Genomic DNA, 17,982 nt, shown 5'->3' with positions numbered 1-17,982 from the left:
TTGTGGTGCCTGTTCCTGCTGGTTCTTAGTTTCGTCTTCGTTACTCACGTTTGCCTCCGGGCCCTAGGAGCGCCGTTCTTCGTACAGCTTATAAGCCGCATCAAACACGTCCATGCTGGGCAGATAATTGCCGTTCAATTCAAGATAATTACTTAATTCATCAAAATCGGTTTCCTGTTGTGGAAATGACTGGTCCAAGAATGCATTTTGGGCAAAGGTGGCCAGCTCCCCATGATCGTTGGGGTTCCGCAAAGTCATCAGAAACCGGTAGAATGGTTCGGTCATTGCTACTCCTTCCAGTGCGCGTCGGTAAATTCTTGGCGCTGTGCGTGTTCTGCCGCATACCGGCGCGGATTTTTTTGCGTAAAATTCTTGGTGTTCGGGCTCAGCGGGGTAGAACGGCTGGGCGTCCTCAATTGTGGTCACAATCGGGTCGCTAAACCTACCGGAAGCAGCCAATGCAGCCTTCGACTTTTCTGCCGCCGCCCGCTGTTCAGGCGAGTTGACGTAGATGACCGGACGGTAGTTTCCGCCACGGTCCTGGAACTGCCCCATCGCGTCGGTTGGGTCAGTTTGCTGCCAATAAATTTCCACTAGGTCGGCATAACTAATAACATCCGGGTCGAAGGTAATCTCAACGGCCTCAGTGTGCCCCGTGGTGTGGCTCTTCACTTGTTCGTAGGTTGGATTCGGTACGTGTCCGCCCGTGTAACCGGACACCACGTTCTGGATACCTGGTTGTTCTTCAAAGGGCTGGACCATGCACCAGAAACATCCGCCCGCAAAAATTGCTGTTGCCATACGCACAACCTCCAGTTTACTGAGCCGCCTTCACGGTGTAACCCGTCGCGTCGATTTCATCGTGCGCCAGGTCAATGCGGTCCGCACGTATGCGGAGGCCGTTACTCAGTTTTATTTTGTTTAATCTTAGCACAATCATCTGGCGCTTGGTATTCACTTGCACCATATCCGGGAGCTTATAATTATTCGCGATGTAACTCATCACGTAGCTTACCGGTACTCCCAATTGACCCACGTTAATTTGCGCCACTTTGAGCAGCACGTTCCCGTTGGTCTGAACGTAAGGATCCAGCACCATGCCAAAGTTGACGTTGGTACCCAAGAACTTAAACTTGCCCTTCAACACCGCGTGGTTCCCCACCGAGAACGTGTACTTGATGTCCCCAGCCTTGAGCTGATGGCTTAGGTAGGTCGCAATCAAACGGTTAACCTCAGTTTTGGTCATGCTAACGTGCATTACGTCACCGGCCGATTTAACCGGCTTCACCTGCGTGGTCGTCTCCACCGGACGAGAGGCTTTGTACACCACCGTACAGCTGGTACCAATCACCAGGCCCAGCAACACGATGAAGGCCCAGAACCACCAGTTAATCCCACGATGGGTTTGTGGCGACTTGGGGGACTGTGGTGTCGACTGCTTCTGCACGCGATTAACGCGGCTTTGCTTTTGTGGTTGCTCCGTATTATTTGCCATTATTGCCATTCATCCTCCGTTGCTGACATCGACGACCATAGTTTGGCCGTCATTTTGACGTAACCCGCGTTGTTGGGGTGGAAATGATCCTTGGTGTAAATCAGGTGGTTGGTCACACTACTCTTACCCGCCTTCATCGAACGTTGGTCGGCCGCCGTACCGTATGACAAGGTCTTGTTCACATCCACAAAGTGCACCCGGTGCAATTGCCCCACGGTCTTCTCCGTGGCCGCATTCCATTCCTTCACGCTAGTTTGCATCTTGGTTAAGTTCGGGAAGTATACGTAGAACGGATTATAGATACTAAACAAATAAATGGGTGCATTCCCGTTGTACTTGCGAATCTGCGCAATCAAAGTCTGGATATGTGTTTGAAACGTATCGATCCCCTGATCAACTTTTTTGAGGTTAATCTTATTCAAATTATTCTGCAGGATGTGCATGAGGTCGTTACCACCAACCGTCAACGTAATGGCATTTGCCTGCTTCAGGTCAGACTGCATGTTTGTATTGGTCCGCACACGCTTGAGAATCTGGAGGGAGGTATCACCCGTCACCCCATAATTACTGGTATTAACGGTGGCACCGGTCTCTACCCGGATATCCTCCGCAATAAGCGGCACGTAGCCCCCCTGGCCGGTCGTATCGCCAACACCATGGGTCAGTGAGTCACCTACTGCGACCACATTCACAGTACCGGTAGTGGAGGTGTCCCCACCAGTCGCTAACGGTCGCGCACTATGCACAAAGATGTTGGTTAACCCGACACCAGCGAGCACGGCCACCACCAGCACAGTGACTAGCCGTATCACACGTTTCGTCATAATAGCTTCATCCCTCGTTCTTGAAAATTCTGTTATTCCGCCTATTAATAGCTATTAATTTATGGTACCACAAAAGCCCGTTCGACTCAGCCAGTCCGGCGCGGCTTAAACATTTTGTCATCCTTCAAGGCGCACTCTGGGTAACGTAAAGGGCCGCTCCCCATAAGGAACGGCCCGCCATGCTCGTTAGTTAATTAGTCTTCATAATACATGATGGCAAAGGCGCCCTTGCAGCGTGGGTAGCCACGATTGGGCCCGTCCGCCGAACCAGTACGTCCACACCAGGGACCGCCGCACGAATCTGATCCGCAATGGCATCCGCACCGGAAGTTTCATCAACGTAGGATACACCCACCGAGTGAATACCCGGCTTCTGACTCATCGTTTGGACAACGTCATCGATAAACCGCTTGATGGTCTTCATTCCCCGTCCCTTTTTCAAGATGCCAAGCTTACCATTCTCCATGGAGAGCGCAATTTTAATGTTAAGCACGGAGGTAATCATCCCCGCTGCCTTGGACAACCGGCCGCCCTTAACCAGGTTGGTCAGGTCAACTACCCCCATACGCAAAGTGGTGTGGTCCTCAACGGTCTTCGCCCGGGCGACGATGGTGTCAACATCAGCCCCCTGTGCCGCCAACTTGGCCGCCTCAATCACCTGGAAGGCCATCGCGCGGTCAGTTAATCCGGAATCAATCACGGTGACGTCACGTCGGCCATCTCGGCAGCCTGACGGGCAGCGTTAACGGTACCGCTGAGGCTTTCTGCCAAGTGAATAGAAATGACCTGGCTACCGTCCGCCGTGAGCTGGTTATACTGTTCCACGAAGGACCCAATCGCCGGCTGACTCGTCTGCGGTAAATCCTTGGCGCTAAACATTTTATTGACAAACTCATCACGCGTAATGGTTTCACCATCAGTATAAACAGTTCCATCAATCATAACGGTCAACGGAATTATGGTTACCTGATACTGAGCGACTTCCTCTGGAGTCATTTGTACTGAGGAGTCGGCCACAATCTTAATATTGGTCATCTGTACGCCACACTTTCTGGTCTCAACTTATTTTGTACCCTGCTAGTATACCGGAACCGTGCTCTGAAATCTAGCATAGATTTAATGGTTTCCGAAACTAGGTGTAACTTAAATGCCAATCGATACTGCCCCGTATTCCTCCTGGTGGCTGGTCCTACTGACGCGGCGGCTCCGCTTGAGCGGCTGGCCCCCGCGACCAACGGTAGATGGTTACCATCAAGTTTACGGGTCAGCTAACACCCTAAATCCTTAATGGAAATTCAATGCCAAACGAAACTGTGTGCTTACTCGTGTGACTAGTAACGTCTACGCCATTCCCAGTTCAGTTTGGTAAAGTTTTAGCCTTTAATCAAAAATGCTGGGATTAGAGTGCACGAACTAGCGGGAAGCTACGGGTGGCCTTTGGGGCGAGGGCATCGTGTCATGAGATGCACGTGCTACAGTAGCGTGAGGCAGCGTCGGTCGGACCGGCGAAAGGAGGCGTGTGGGGTCGGAGTGGTAACCACTGCCAGGGAACGCACGCAGTTTCCGCTTTAGCGCTTACTGCGTGCTTCTCGCAGGAATGGCGCAGCCAGTCCGAGAGTTCCATTGGCTTTAGCCATTACAGCGCGACGAGTTCAGAGACTGGCCGGTGGGCTTTCGGACAGGCTCTGAATCGCGGCGGAAACGCGCCCGCACTTGGCGGGTTGGAGCCGTCGCCCTAGCAGTGGATTACCATGAAGTACCCCACGTAAGCCGTAGCTTACCGGTTCGGCCGACGCTGCCGGCAATCACTACCATATCCCACCAACTGAATACCATATTGGGACGTACTGCGACTAACTAGCATTTAATAGTTTTCAATACCAGGTGTGGTTGACTTTGAAGACGCAACGGACTAGTATGTAGTTATCGATACCAGATGACCTTGGGGGAACATAAATGCAAATGACAAACAACCGTTTAAAAACCCACCGCTACTTAGTCCGTAACGAGGTGTGGAGCGCCATCACTCATGGCATTGGCATTGCATTAGCCATTACCGCACTCGTTCTGTTACTAGTCAAAACTATTCCGACGGGCAACATTTTGCGCATCCTATCCTTTGCGGGCTTTGGCCTGTCCCTAATCGTGCTGTACACGTCGTCAACGCTCTTTCACGCGCTATACTTCACCCGTGCGCGCAAAGTTTTTCAAGCGCTCGATCACTCCAGCATCTACGTACTGATTGCGGGTTCATACTTACCGTACTGCCTCGTTGCCATTGGCGGTAAGCTCGGTATTGGCCTGCTAATCACCATCTGGGTGCTGTGTGCTGCGGGCATCCTTCTCGACTGTTGCGCGGCAAAACAGTTCCGGAAGCTAGAAGTTGCCATATACATCCTGCTGGGCTGGCTCTGCCTGGTAGCGATGGCACCATTGTGGCAACACCTGGGTGTGGTGGGCTTCTGGCTACTGGTTGGTGGCGGCGTTGCCTACACGGTGGGCGCGTTGATTTACACCCAGCGAAACATCCCCTACATTCACGTGGTATGGCACATGTTCGTGATGCTGGGGTCGGCGCTAATGTTCATTTCGATTTACCTATTCGTTTAACAATTTATCTGTAAAAAAGAAGCCTAGACACAAAATGTGTCTAGACCTCTTTTTTTTATGCTCCCTGCCAAAGGGTTAATCCGCAACGTATTCGTCGAGTGCCAAGTAGCGCTCCATCAGCTTCTCTTGTTGGGCATTGAGCTCATCGAGCTGCTGCTGTTGACCACCCAAAGTCTGGTAATCGTACCCATCAGTGGCCGCCATGGCCGCTTCCAGGTCACTAATTTGCTGATCCAGGGCGTCAATTTGCGGCATTAGACCTCGTATTCCTTTTGCTCGGCATAGGTTAATTTAACCTTCTTCTTCGGCGTGGCCGCTTCTGTCGGCGATGCTGTTGATCTCGCTTAGCCAACGGTTGATCGTCAGCAATGGTGGGCGCTTGCGCCTGCTGCGCCAAGTAATCAGTAAAGCGACCAACGGCCCGTTCAATCTGCCCCCCGCCAGCAAAGACGAGTAGCTGATCCGCCACTTTGTCCAAAAAGTAGCGGTCGTGGGATACCGTGATGACGGTGCCCGGAAAGCTATCCAGGTAGTCCTCCAGCACGGTTAACGTAGCAATATCGAGGTCGTTAGTCGGCTCATCGAGCAACAAGACGTTCGGCTGTTGCATCAAAATCTGCAGCAGGTATAGACGACGCCGCTCACCACCCGACAAGCGGTCAATGCGCGTACCATGCATGGCGCGTGGAAACAGGAACGCATCCAGTAGCTGGGTAACGCTCTGGTGCTCACCCTGACTGTTCGTGACCCCCTCGCCGATTGACTGCAGGTAGCTAATGACACGCTCATCGCCGTCCATTGGGGGCATCTGTTGCTGGTAATAACCAAACTTAACGGTCTCACCAATGGCTAGCGTGCCACTATCGAGCGGTACCAAACCGGTAATTACGTTCAGTAGTGATGACTTGCCCGCACCGTTCACACCAGTGATACCAATCCGCTTACCCGGCTGAACCAACCAATCAAAGTCGGACAAAATCACGTGGTCGCCTAACCGCAAGTTCGCGCCAGACATCTCGATGACCTTCTTGCCTAAACGCTGGGTACCGATGTCGATGTCGACCGTGGCGGTTGGACGTTCCTGTTGACCGTTACTCATCGCCTTAAACCGGTTAACGCGCGCATTTTGCTTGGTCGACCGCGCGTGCGCCCCCTCGCGCATCCAGGCTAATTCGTGCTTATACAACTGTGCCTGTTTGTGCGCCATCGCGTCCTCGCGCTCATTTTGCTCGGCTTTCTGCGCGACGTAGTCCTGATAATTACCGTTGAAGGCCTGTAGCTGCCCACGGTCCAACTCCCAAATTTGTTGGCAACCCGGTCGAGGAAATACCGATCATGGGTCACGACTAGCAACGCACCTTTGTACGCAGCCAAATACTTTTCCAACCAGGCTACTGAATCAAAATCTAGGTGGTTCGTGGGTTCGTCCAGCATCAACAAGTCCGGTTGCTCAATTAAAACCTGCGCTAACCCCACACGCTTAGCTTGCCCACCGGACAGCGTGCCTATTTTCTGGGTCAGGTCATCGAGGTGTAGCTGGGTCAAAATGGTTTTGATCTCGGTCTCCGCGTCCCAACCATTCGTCTGGTCCATACGCGCCATTGCTTTGGTATACCGCTCCTGCACAGCGTCGCTCATGGGTGCATCACCGTACGCAGCCAACGCAGCCTCGTACTCCCGGATGGCTGCAAAAACGGGGGCATCCCCGCCGTATACAGCATCCATGATTGTATCGGCCTGCGGCAAAGAGGGCTGCTGCGCTAAGTAAGCAATCCGGTAGTTTTTGGGCGCCTCCACGGACCCGTCGTCAAACGGCGCGGTCCCCGCGAGTCCCTCAAGTAACGTCGTCTTGCCGGTCCCGTTAACCCCAATCAACCCAATCCGGTTTCCCTCGTTAATCAGAAAGTTAACGTATTGTAGTAGTTGTTTATCCCCGTACGCCTTGTTGACGCCCGTAGCGGTTAATGTTTGCACTAAAAAGTTCCCCTCTCGCTATCTCAAAAACTAGACACGCACGTACGCCAGCAACGCATTCTTGGTGTTCGGTACGCTGCCTGCCACCACGGCTTCCTCAGCCCGACGCAGAGCCTGCCCCATCGCCCGGCCCGGTTGCATGCCCGCCTGGATTAAATCACTGCCAGTCAGTGCCAACTCACCTTTGTCATGGATGGCTAACGCATCGTACGCGGCCTGAACCGGTGTGCTGTTAAAGTCCGGGTGCACGTGGACGTACGCCTCAAGCGCGATACGGAGCCCCGTCCGTCCCGCGGTATAGAGCGCCCAATGGTCGGGGATGGTGTCCCCTAGTAGCGGCCAGATTGCCGCAGCAGCGCTAACCGTCGCAATGAGGTCGTTCGACTGCTTCCACGCCCGGAGAAACCGGTTGACGGGTGCGCCAACCAGCACCACCATTAAAGTCCACGCAACGGCAGGATCCTGCAGCTGGGTATCGGGTAACGCTGCTAGGTGGTTCAAAGCAGCCCGCGCATCCGCCAGCTGCGGGCAGTAGCGGTACAGGTCGGTATCAATTAGCGTTTGTAAACCTGCACGCCGATCAATGCCTAGCAGTAATCGGGTAAACTCGGACGCAATGCGCTCGACGGCAATGTGTTGTAGTAGCGGGGCGTTATCACTGATGCCCTGCGCGGTCGCAGGTTCCAAAGCGAACCCCAACTGACTTTGAAAACGGACCGCCCGCATCATGCGGAGGGCATCCTCGCCAAAGCGGTCATCGGGACGCCCCACAGCACGTAAAACGTGATTGTGCAGGTCAGTTAGGCCGTCAAAGTTATCAATAACCGTTCCGTCATGCCGCGCAGCGAGGGCATTCACCGTAAAGTCACGCCGCAACTGGTCCTCTTTGAGGGAGCGCACGAACTGCACGCTGTCTGGGCGACGGAAGTCTTGGTACCCGGACTCAGTGCGAAACGTCGTCACCTCGTAACCAGCACCATGATCAAGCACCGTCACCGTCCCGTGCTGAATGCCGGTGTCCACGGTACGCCGAAAAATGCCCTTCACCTCGGCTGGATACGCAGAAGTGGCAATATCAACGTCGTGGATGGGCAACCCAAGGAGGGCGTCCCGGACACAGCCACCAACAAAATAGGCTTCGAAGCCTGCATCCTCGATGCGGCGCAAAATGGGTACCGCCGCTTGAAATTGTGGGTTACTTAAGTCTACTTGCATGCCAATAACTGCCTCCGTGATTGCTTATATTGTTTTGACGGTAACTGCCGCGCTACGCACCCGCATTCAGATCATCCAACCGTTCCTGTGCGTCCACATCATCGGGCTCCAACTGTACCAAGCGTTGCAACGCCGCGCGTTCTTCCGCCGCGGCCGCAGTCGTGCGGAAAAACTGTGCAATGTCGCGCAAAAAGCTCGGGCGGTCTTGAAAGGTACCGAACGCCAGCAGGTAGTTGGCCCGTGCCGCGTCGTACTCCTCCAACTGCTCCTGGGAACGGGCGAGGTTCCAGTACAACTGTGGATCACTATTGCCATCTTCATCCAGTGCGCCCAAGAAATCAACGTTCTCCTGGTCACGCCCCTCATGGAGCAAGAAGTTACTCCAGTCGAGCCGGTGTGCCTGATTATTAGGGTCAATGGCCAGCGCACTTTGGAAGTACCGCTCGCCCGTTTCCGCATCGTCTAGATCTAATGCCAACGTGCCACCCAAAGCGAACAGGTCGGCGTTCGTGTCGTCCTGGGCAATTCCCGCCTGCACGGTTTGTAATGCGCCCGTGGTGTCCCCCATGGCTTGCTGCGCCTGGGCAAGCGGCAGGTAGGCACTCGTGTAGGTCTCGTCCTGTTCAACCACTCGCTGAAGGGCGTCAGTCGCGTCTTTATATTCCTTCAGCTCAATGTCCATGACACCCAGTTGAAAGGTCTCATCCAAAGTTAACGCGTCAACCCCCACGTCGTCAAATACGGCGACCGCATCTTCGTAACGCCCGAGGTTGCCCAAAGCCTCACCGTAACGGCCGCGGACGTTCACCCCGGCGACAATGTCCTCACCCTGATCCAGAAGCCGCAGGTAGGCCGCAGCAGCGTCCTGCGTGTGCCCCCAAGCACGGTTTAGCTCACCCTGGGCAAAGGTGATGACCGGCTCGTCTGGGGCCAACTGGGCCGCCTCACGTAGCTTTTGTGCGCTCACCTCATATAGGCCCTGCGTTTGGTACAAATCCGCAACTGCTAGTAACGCTTGGACGTATGCCGGATTGTCCGGGTGAATCCGGGATAGGTACTCCAAAGCCGCATCGCTGTCACCATCGGTCACCGCAATATCAGCGAGGGCGGTCAACACATCACCCTCATCGGGATATTTGCCTAACAACGACTCGTACAGTTGCTTGGCCTCCGGTGTGAACCCAATTCCGTACAGTTCCTCGGCCAAATTAAATTGAGTTTCATCATCATCATTGGTCTGCGCCAACTGCAATAGTTCGTGTGCGCGTTCCAGTTGACCACCCTCGATGGCATCAAGCATTTGGGCTGAATAACTACTCATGTTGTTTCCCCCTCATTCACGGAAGTATCTTTTGAAATTAATGACTTTGTGCTGGAGATGGGCGTTGCTGTCCAATATTGAAATGAGCTGCGCAGGCCAGAAGACGCCGCATAAGTAACTCTACCCAAAGAGGCCAATTCCGCTTCACGGCGTCCTCAAGCGTTAAACGCTACAACGCTCTCGCGCTAGTACCCAATATTGAAATGAGCTGCGCAGGCCAGAAGACGCCGCACAAGTAACTCTAACCAAAAGGCCAAAACCGCTCACGGCCTCCTCAAGCGTTAAACGCTACAACGCTCTCGCGCTAGTGCCCAATATTGAAATGAGCTGCGCAGGCCAGAAAGCGACGTATAAGTTACTATCACCAAAAGGCCAAGTGCGGGCCTTTCGGCGATAGTAACTTATACTCTGCTTTCTAAACGGCCTGCTCCGCTCTCTCCAAAAGAAAAGCCGAGCCCAAATCGCTTTGGGCTCAGCCTCTCTAAGTACTATTGCATCTCCGTTAATTACTTAACGGCGTCCTTCAAGGCCTTACCAGGCTTGAATGCTGGTACCTTGGATGCAGGGATCTGGATTTCAGCGCCAGTCTGCGGGTTGCGACCCTTACGGGCAGCACGTGCGCGGACCTCAAAGTTACCGAAACCGATCAACTGGACCTTGTCGCCCTTAGCCAGACTATCCTGGATAGAACCGAACACTGCGTCAACAGCGGCCGTAGCGTCCTTCTTAGTCAAGCCAGTTGCGGATGCAACGCTGTCGATAAGTTCTGCTTTGTTTGCCATGTGTATTTCACCTCCGTGATGCAGTTAGTTATTCTAACTACAAAATCCACCGTATTAGTGGTTTAAGAATGAGGAAATAATGAGCACCTAAGCAACACTATTTCACACGTAAATATAGCATGGAAAAGGCGTTCTGCCAAGCGTTTTCGCGTTTTTAGCTAAAAATTGTTATATTTAACATCCTAGTCATAAAATTATTCACAATAAGGCGTAAGTTCCCGTCAACCAACTGTTATTGACGCCTCCGTGCAATTAAATGAATTGGTGTACCTTCGAAATCAAACGTTTCCCTTAACCGGTTAATGATAAACCGCTGATAGGAAAAATGTAGTAATTCTACGTCATTTACAAACACGATAAACGTTGGTGGCTTGATGGAAACCTGCGTCATGTAGTAAATACGCAACCGCTTGCCGTTAATGGTTGGCGTGGGCGTGACCGTAATGGCCTCATTAATGACGTCATTCAGCACGCTACTTTGAATGCGGCGGGACTGATTTTCAGCCACCTGCATGATTAACCGTGGTAATTGGTCTAGGCGTTGTTTAGTCTTCGCCGATACGAACACAATGGGCGCATAATCCAAATATTGGAACTGGTCGCGGACGTGGTTCTCAAAGTCCTGCATCGTGTGCATATCCTTGTCCAAGGTGTCCCACTTGTTGACCACAATGACAATCCCACGACCGGCCTCGTGCGCGTAGCCCGCCACACGTTTATCCTGCTCGCGGATGCCCTCCTCGGCGTTGAGCACCATCAGAACCACGTCTGACCGATCAATGGCACGCATGGCGCGCAACACGGCGTACTTCTCGGTGTTTTCGTACACCTTGCCACGCTTACGCAAACCGGCAGTGTCAATCATGGTAAATTCGGTCCCGAGTGCCTCAAAGTGGGTATCGATGGCGTCACGGGTGGTCCCCTCAATGTTGGACACAATCACGCGGTTTTCGCCCAAAATGGCGTTCACCAGTGAGGACTTGCCCACGTTGGGCCGCCCAATCAGGGAAAACTTAACGCTATCATCCTCGGCATCCGCCTGGTCATCAGGGAAAGCAGCCAGGACGGCGTCCAAGACGTCCCCCAAGCCCAACCCGTGCGTACCAGACAGCGGCAGTGGTTCGCCAAAGCCGAGACTGTAATAGTCAAAGACGTCGTTGCGCCGTTCGGGGTTGTCGACCTTATTAACCGCTAGAATCACCGGCTTGTCGGCACGATAAAGAATCTGTGCGACCCGTTCGTCGGCATCAGTCACACCATTCTCGACGTTCACCAAGAACAGAATCACGTCCGCTTCATCAATCGCAATTTCGGCCTGCTGGGTGATTTGTTGAACCAAGGGCTCATCGCCCATATCAATACCACCGGTATCGATAACGGCAAATTCACGTGTGAGCCACGTGGCACGCCCATACAGACGGTCCCGCGTAACACCAGGGGTATCCTCAACAATGGCCTGCCTGGTACCCACGATGCGATTAAAAATCGTTGATTTACCCACGTTGGGGCGCCCAACAATTGCTAATGTGGGAATAGTCATGTTGCCCTCCTATCAAAAAACGCTGAGCCGTTGGCCCAACGTTTTCCAGTAACTAATTTGTTGAAAGGAATTACTTGTCGTCCTGACCAGCATCCTTAAGGGCATCACCCAAGATGTCACCCAAAGAGAAGCCAGAGTCGTCCTGCTGGTATTCAGCAGGAATGCTAGTACGACCACCGTTACCGCCGTTACGACGACCACGGTTGTTGCCACCATTGTTGTTGCTACGACGAGGACGACTGTTGTTGCTGTTGTCTTCTTCAGCAGCACCCTCTGGGGCTTCAGTCAGGGCCTTGATGGACAAACCAAGACGGTGTGCTGATGGGTCAACAGACAGAACCTTGACCTGCACTTCTTGGCCTTCCTTCAGCACGTCAGCTGGAGTACCAATGTGTTCGTGGGAAATCTGGGAAATGTGTACCAGACCCTCAACACCAGGCAGCACTTCAACAAATGCACCAAAGTTAGTCAGGCGACGAACAGTACCAGTCAGGACTGCATCGACTGGAGCCTTGTCTTCGATACCATCCCAAGGTTCTGGCAGCGTGTCCTTGATGGACAAGCTGATACGGTTACGTTCTGGGTCCAGGTTCAGCACCTTAACCTTAACGTCCTGGCCGACCTTCAGAACATCACTTGGCTTGTCAACGTGGTCAAAAGAAATCTGGGAAACGTGCACCAGACCATCAACACCACCCAAGTCAACGAAGGCACCAAAGTTCGTCAGACGAGCAACCTTACCGTCGAGGACATCACCAGGCTGAATCTTAGCGAAGATTTCTTCACGAGCTTCGGCCTTCTGTGCTTCAAGTACGGCACGGTGTGACAAAATCAAACGGTTGTCCAGGGGTTCGATTTCAATAATCTTGAATTCGAGTTCCTGACCTTGGTACTGCTTGAGTCTTCGACAAAGTGATCAGCGACCATCGATGCTGGCACAAAGCCACGGACACCGGCGTTAACAACCAGACCACCCTTTACTACAGAAGTAACAGGGGCGGTAATGTTTTCACCTGCGTCAGACTTCGCCTTCAGTTCGTCCCAAACCTTCTTTGATTCGAGGCGACGCTTGGAAAGCAGGAACTGCCCGTTTTCCTTGTCCTTACCAATCTTGCTAATAATAACCAGATCCATCACGTCGCCAACCTGGGCAACTTCGTGGATATCTTCGATTGGCTGGGTACTTAATTCTTTAAGTGGCACAACCCCTTCCACGCCGGTACCTTGGATGCCGACCGTTAGTTGCTTGTCCTCAATTGCCAGGACTTCACCCTTAACGGTATCACCAACATTGACCGTTTGAACGCTGTTCAGGGCGTCCGCCATGGTTTCTGGGTTTACGCTGTTTTCACTCATGCCAAAAAAAATCCTCCTTAACGACTATCATCAAATGCCAGTATACATGATACGCGGCACTTTTGCCAACTTTTCAATCATAGTTTTTCAATTCGCGTTTTTAAACTTGTACAACCTAGTTATTTAGTGGCTGCAGTCTGCTCGCGGTCATCGTGTAGGAGCAAAATCTCGGTCACCACTTCATCAATCGACATATGGGTGGTGTCAATGCGCACAGCATCGTCCGCCTGCTTCAACGGGGACGTTGCTCGCGTTGAATCTTTATGGTCACGCGCGGCTATTTCCTGCTCAAGGACCTCTACGGGCACGTCAATGCCCTTGGCTTGGTTGTCCAAGAAACGACGCCGGGCCCGCTCCTCTACACTGGCGACCATGAACACCTTCAGTTCCGCGTCCGGTAGCACGGTTGTCCCAATGTCCCGGCCGTCCATCACGATGTTTCCTGCGGCGGCAATGTCGCGTTGCCGTTGCGTGAGGTCTGCCCGGACTGCGGGAATAGCGGACACCGCACTCGCATTATTGGTGACATCTTCCTGCCGGATGGCCAAAGAAACGTCGTCACCGTTCATCAGAACTTGTTGCCCATCAGCAGTGGGACGGAAATCAATGCGTAATTCCGGCAACCGCGCCGTAATCGCATCAGCATCGTGAACATCAATTCCCGCACGTAAAGCCATCAATGTCACCGTTCGGTACATTGCCCCCGTGTCACAGTACACGTACCCCAACTTAGTGGCCACTAACTTCGCAATGGTACTCTTACCCGCACTGGCCGGGCCGTCAATCGCAATCTGCATGTATATCCTGATTCTCCTTCAACTGATTTAGCCATATAAATGGGCCGAGGCATCATTGCCACGGCCCAACTGAGCCTCTTTGTGAACTTACAACTACGGGCTACTTTACCTTCAGTGTTTGCCCCGGCGTGACGCTGGTGCTCGAGCCCATCCCGTTCAACTCCTGAATTTCGGATAAGCTCATCCCGTGATTAACCGCGATCCGGTAAAGGTTATCGCCAGATTGAACCGTGTAAGTACCGGCCGCACTGCTAGCACTGCTTGATTCGGCACTACTACTACTGCTTTCAGCGGTACTCGACTCGCTAGCCGATGCACTAGTTGACGAACCCTTTGCCGCCGATTTACTGCTTGCCTTAGCAACACTGGCCTTCTTAGCACTGCTACTCTTTGACGCAGCCTTACTGCTGGCCTTAGCCTCGCTCGCGGCTTTGGCGGAACTACTACGCTTTGCCTTAGCACTGGACGACACGGCCACACTACTAGATTCCTGAGTATCAGCCGAGTTCTGCATGCGTTTATCCACGCTAGCCAGATGATGGGTACCAATAGAATTACAATTAAACCAACGGTAATTGACCACGTTAGAACTGAATTGCCGTGACTGCGCCGGCGTTTTTTTTACGCGCGAGTAGTTACCGTCATCGTCTAAATCGTCGTCAAATTTGGTGTTCCAAGGTTCTTGGGGTTGGTTTTGCTGGTTATCGTGCTCATCCTTTGGGGTCTGGGCCACGGTCACCGCCTCCTCTTTTTATCACTGTTATAGTCATTTTAACACAGTTTATTCGCCCACCTGGCCGTCAACGTTAAAAATGTGCCGAAATACTGCACGCCAATTGGTAATTTGTCGGCTTGTGTTCATTGCGGGTGAACCGTGGCTATCCATTGCTGCGACCACTTGCGCCGTGACCGGGCCACAACACCACATCGCATCGTGCTCGACACCGGGGCTGTCAAAATGCCGGAGCCACACGGATCGGTGACACCGTTGGTCATCAATGAATGCAACCATCGCGCTAAACCCGGCCACGCTTTCGGTCTGCCGATCCCGCAATTGTTGCCAAACCTGCTCAGCCGCAAAGCCGAGGTGCTGGTATGCCAGAATAAGTTGTACCTGGTTGTCATCCATCCCCACGAACGCCTGCGGTTGGGCATAAACACTCTCGATTGTTTCGCGTTCCGGCATAGCCTCAGCGTGTTGGCGAGCCGTCGCCAAATCCTTAGGGGTTAATAGGAGTACGGTGACACTCCGTTGCCCATCCCGACCGGCGCGACCAATCGCCTGTGAGTAATCTTCTAATGACTCCGGCACAAAGAGGTGTACGACGAGCCGTACGTCCGGTTTATCAACACCCATCCCAAAGGCGCTGGTGGCGCAAAGTACGTCTAAATCCCCCTCAATGAATTGGCGCTCGCGGAGCGTCCGGCTGTGGGCGTCCAGACCGGCATGATAGAACGCTGCCGCCCGACCCGTAGCGGTGGTGATGCGACCAGCGACCTCCTCTGCCTGCAACTTTGTACCGCAATAAACCAAAGTCGGCCCGGAGACACTATCTAGGAGCTCAACGAGGCGGGCAAACTTTGCTTGCGGGTTCAGTACCTGCTCCACCCCTAAAAAGAGGTTGGGGCGGTTAACGGAGCCGATATAAGTCCGCGCGCTGGGCATATGTAATTGCTGAACGATATCCTCCTGTACCTGGCGCGGGGCGGTGGCCGTCAATGCCAGTACGGAAGCCGGCTGCACCCGGTCGATGACGGCGCCTAGACGTAAATAGGCAGGTCGAAAGTCTGGGCCCCACTGCGAAATACAGTGCGCCTCATCCACCACAAACAAGCTGATGGCAAGTGCCTGTAGACGTCGCTGTATCTCCGGCCGCTGTAGCATTTCGGGTGCGATAAATAGAAAACGGCACCGGTCTAGGTCGCGGAGCACCTCGTTAAAATCATGCGGGTCCAGGCTGGAGTTCAACGCGACCACGCGCCGTTCACCTGCCGCTTGTAGCCGCGCAACCTGATCGCGCATCAACGCCAGCAACGGTTCAACAACGACCGTTAAACCGCCTAACAGTCTGCCCGGTAGTTGGTAGCACAAAGTTTTTCCGCTACCCGTCGGCAGAACCCCCAGCATATTGTGCCCCGCGACCACGGCACTAATAATCTCCCGCTGTCCGGGACGAAAATCGTCAAAGCCTAAATTGTGTAGCGCCGTCTCAATATCAGCCTGTTCAATCCCCATGTGCCTGTTCCTTCCTAATGCATTCCACTTGCACCAATCGCACTTGCAAAAATGAGGCGTCCGGAACCCGCGCCTGGATGTCCCGGTAATCGCGTAGACCCGCGTCCCAGGCCGCAACCAGCGCACCGTGCATACCCGTGGGTAACAACACGCGCAGATTAACGGGCATACCCCAAATAGCAGCGGCTTGTATGTGTTCGTTAACGGTGCTCTCTTTACGTCGCATCCGCTGCGCGATTTCTGCAACGCTCATGCCTTGATTCACTAATTCTAAACTCTTTTGACCAAGTGCGGGCAATGGATTCACGGGACCACCCCAAAGTTGAAACAACGCCGTCATGGCGGACTCATGGTCGCCGATTACGTGCGCAAGGCTACCCATAGCATCCAATAACTGCCATCCCCACTCGTCAGCCACCAGGTCCACCGAACCGGCATAGCCGTGCCCCACCAACCGGGCCGCTAGAAAATCGGCCGTGTCGGATGGCAAAAAAATTAAAGGCTGTAATCAGGTCTTGCACCACCGCCTGATGGTCGCGACCATGGTGACGATACCACGACTTCACCCAGTGCTGAACGGACCAATCCGCAACCACGGGGACGTATGTATTATTCGCAAAGGTGGCCTCCGAGATCACTTGGACCGCTAAAAATAATCGGGTGCTCAGGCCGCTCGGATTGAGCCGAAAATCGTAATGACGGGGTAACGGATGCGTGGTGCTCACCAGTTCTCGCTGCCTAGTACCAGCCGCAGTCAGCCTAACATCTTTGTCAACCAGCTCAAGCCAACCATGCCGGCGCATTTGGGCCACAGACGTCAAAAAGTCATCGCGCCGTAGTTGCGGCATCAACGCTAGCCACTGCAACTGTTCGGTTTGCAACGCCGCATACAGCGTCGAGATGGTTTTCTTTCCCGTCAGTAACCCCAGCACCGACAGCGGCCGTCGCGGTTCTGGCCCAAAAAAAACTGGATGAGATAATCCGCTAGCATTGCCTTGTCCTCCTCACGTATGCAACCAGTATAACGTAAATGTTGCTTTGCTTCACAGAGTACAGCGGGATGCACCTGCAACACTTGCAACCGCAAAAAAAGGGGCGGCCATGGCCGTCCCTAAGCTTAGTATTAAGATTTTAGAACCTGCTAATTACCTTGTTTGGTCCCGTTTTGACGGTTATGCTGAATCCAACCGCCCAGAGCACGGGCAATAATCGCAGTCAGCACCGCGAGTAGTACCCCCTTAATTAGGTTAAACGGTACTACGCCCGCGACAACGTACTGTGCCAAACTGACACCGAGTTTGAAGTTGAGCACCGCCATGTAAACCGGAATCAACACGAAGTAATTGACCACGGACATCACGATGGTCAGCATGATCACCCCGACACCCAAACCAGCCAAGAGCCGGCGCCAGCTAAACTGCTTTTTAACGGCCAGTCCCACCGGCAGTGCGAGCGAGCAACTGGCCAGAAAAGCGGCAAAGTCACCCACCAAGTTCACCGCACCCCCACCGGTAATCACAAAGTGGACCAGACTACGTAAAAACGCCACCCCGACACCACCTACCGGCCCGTATAATAGCGTGCCGATTAGAACCGGTACGTCACTACCATCGAGCTTTAAAAACGGAAACGCGGGTATGATCGGCACCTCAAAGTTCATCAATACGAACCCAAACGCCGCCAATATGGCAATACCAGCCATACGGTGTACACGCGTACTTGCAACATTAGTCAAAACAATTACCTCCAGGCGGTTCGTCCCGGAGAGACCACCCATCCTGACCAATAAAAAAACCGTCACCACGAGGATGACGGGTCTTTTTGTCAGGACA

General features: G+C 53.3%; 16 protein-coding genes and 3 pseudogenes. 1 reads left to right on the top strand and 18 read right to left on the bottom strand.

What is annotated here, in order from left to right; genetic code table 11:
• Positions 1-63 precede the first annotated feature (63 nt).
• The 5 genes and pseudogenes from JCM12539_RS05575 to JCM12539_RS05555 form a co-directional block, all read right to left on the bottom strand.
• Entirely contained in the window at positions 64-285 is a 222-nt protein-coding gene (locus tag JCM12539_RS05575) for a YozE family protein (RefSeq protein WP_054649885.1), read from the bottom strand.
• Positions 286-287: 2 nt separating this feature from the next.
• Positions 288-807, bottom strand: a pseudogene (msrA, locus tag JCM12539_RS05570) (peptide-methionine (S)-S-oxide reductase MsrA).
• A gap of 10 nt (positions 808-817) precedes the next feature.
• Complete coding sequence (locus JCM12539_RS05565) at positions 818-1,495, bottom strand: YpmS family protein (RefSeq protein ID WP_054649883.1); 678 nt, start codon at positions 1,493-1,495, stop codon at positions 818-820.
• On the bottom strand, positions 1,495-2,319 hold the full coding sequence (locus JCM12539_RS05560) for an SGNH/GDSL hydrolase family protein (RefSeq protein ID WP_054649881.1): 825 nt from the start codon (positions 2,317-2,319) through the stop codon (positions 1,495-1,497). Before JCM12539_RS05560 ends, JCM12539_RS05565 begins: the two co-directional genes overlap by 1 nt.
• 194 nt (positions 2,320-2,513) lie before the next feature.
• Positions 2,514-3,354, bottom strand: a pseudogene (locus tag JCM12539_RS05555) (DegV family protein).
• Positions 3,355-4,281: 927 nt separating this feature from the next.
• Here JCM12539_RS05555 and trhA point away from each other — a divergent pair.
• A complete protein-coding gene (gene trhA / locus JCM12539_RS05550; RefSeq protein WP_420835968.1) occupies positions 4,282-4,929 on the top strand; it encodes a PAQR family membrane homeostasis protein TrhA in 648 nt (215 codons plus the stop codon).
• A 75-nt stretch (positions 4,930-5,004) separates the two neighbouring features.
• Here trhA and JCM12539_RS05540 read toward each other — a convergent pair.
• The 13 genes and pseudogenes from JCM12539_RS05540 to JCM12539_RS05485 all read right to left on the bottom strand — a co-directional run bounded on the left by JCM12539_RS05540 (position 5,005) and on the right by JCM12539_RS05485 (position 17,852).
• Positions 5,005-6,903, bottom strand: a pseudogene (locus tag JCM12539_RS05540) (ABC-F family ATP-binding cassette domain-containing protein).
• Positions 6,904-6,933: 30 nt separating this feature from the next.
• The gene (locus JCM12539_RS05535) at positions 6,934-8,118 is read right to left on the bottom strand and encodes a CCA tRNA nucleotidyltransferase (RefSeq protein ID WP_054649875.1); all 1,185 of its coding nucleotides are present in this window, start codon (positions 8,116-8,118) and stop codon (positions 6,934-6,936) included.
• 52 nt (positions 8,119-8,170) lie between these two features.
• Positions 8,171-9,439, bottom strand: a complete 1,269-nt coding sequence (locus JCM12539_RS05530) for a tetratricopeptide repeat protein (protein WP_054649873.1) — start codon at positions 9,437-9,439, stop codon at positions 8,171-8,173.
• A gap of 506 nt (positions 9,440-9,945) precedes the next feature.
• Positions 9,946-10,221: a non-specific DNA-binding protein Hbs gene (gene hbs / locus JCM12539_RS05525; RefSeq protein WP_054649871.1), complete on the bottom strand. Its 276-nt coding sequence runs from the start codon at positions 10,219-10,221 to the stop codon at positions 9,946-9,948.
• Between the two features lie 232 nt (positions 10,222-10,453).
• Positions 10,454-11,761, bottom strand: a complete 1,308-nt coding sequence (der, locus tag JCM12539_RS05520; protein ID WP_054649869.1) for a ribosome biogenesis GTPase Der — start codon at positions 11,759-11,761, stop codon at positions 10,454-10,456.
• A gap of 70 nt (positions 11,762-11,831) precedes the next feature.
• A complete protein-coding gene (locus tag JCM12539_RS15545) occupies positions 11,832-12,608 on the bottom strand; it encodes a S1 RNA-binding domain-containing protein (protein ID WP_439645123.1) in 777 nt (258 codons plus the stop codon).
• Entirely contained in the window at positions 12,593-13,117 is a 525-nt protein-coding gene (locus JCM12539_RS15540) for a S1 RNA-binding domain-containing protein (protein ID WP_439645121.1), read from the bottom strand. The genes JCM12539_RS15545 and JCM12539_RS15540 overlap by 16 nt, the downstream gene beginning before the upstream one ends.
• A 119-nt stretch (positions 13,118-13,236) precedes the next feature.
• On the bottom strand, positions 13,237-13,914 hold the full coding sequence (gene cmk / locus JCM12539_RS05510; RefSeq protein WP_054649867.1) for a (d)CMP kinase: 678 nt from the start codon (positions 13,912-13,914) through the stop codon (positions 13,237-13,239).
• Between the two features lie 100 nt (positions 13,915-14,014).
• Positions 14,015-14,647 (bottom strand): LysM peptidoglycan-binding domain-containing protein, encoded by a 633-nt coding sequence (locus tag JCM12539_RS05505; protein ID WP_054649865.1) that lies wholly within the window; start codon positions 14,645-14,647, stop codon positions 14,015-14,017.
• A gap of 48 nt (positions 14,648-14,695) precedes the next feature.
• The gene (locus JCM12539_RS05500) at positions 14,696-16,150 is read right to left on the bottom strand and encodes a RecQ family ATP-dependent DNA helicase (RefSeq protein WP_054649863.1); all 1,455 of its coding nucleotides are present in this window, start codon (positions 16,148-16,150) and stop codon (positions 14,696-14,698) included.
• The gene (locus tag JCM12539_RS13415) at positions 16,140-16,568 is read right to left on the bottom strand and encodes a helix-turn-helix domain-containing protein (protein ID WP_162204038.1); all 429 of its coding nucleotides are present in this window, start codon (positions 16,566-16,568) and stop codon (positions 16,140-16,142) included. Before JCM12539_RS13415 ends, JCM12539_RS05500 begins: the two co-directional genes overlap by 11 nt.
• A complete protein-coding gene (locus JCM12539_RS05490; RefSeq protein WP_054649859.1) occupies positions 16,561-17,082 on the bottom strand; it encodes a YpbB family protein in 522 nt (173 codons plus the stop codon). Before JCM12539_RS05490 ends, JCM12539_RS13415 begins: the two co-directional genes overlap by 8 nt.
• A 209-nt stretch (positions 17,083-17,291) precedes the next feature.
• On the bottom strand, positions 17,292-17,852 hold the full coding sequence (locus tag JCM12539_RS05485) for an ECF transporter S component (RefSeq protein ID WP_338043283.1): 561 nt from the start codon (positions 17,850-17,852) through the stop codon (positions 17,292-17,294).
• Positions 17,853-17,982: the final 130 nt, after the last annotated feature.

Origin of the sequence: Lacticaseibacillus pantheris DSM 15945 = JCM 12539 = NBRC 106106, from assembly GCF_001311175.1 — a bacterium.
In the GTDB taxonomy this organism is placed as follows: Bacteria; Bacillota; Bacilli; order Lactobacillales; family Lactobacillaceae; genus Lacticaseibacillus; species Lacticaseibacillus pantheris.
The sequence above is the reverse complement of the archived record's forward strand: the minus strand, read 5'-3'. Positions and strand labels throughout refer to the sequence as shown.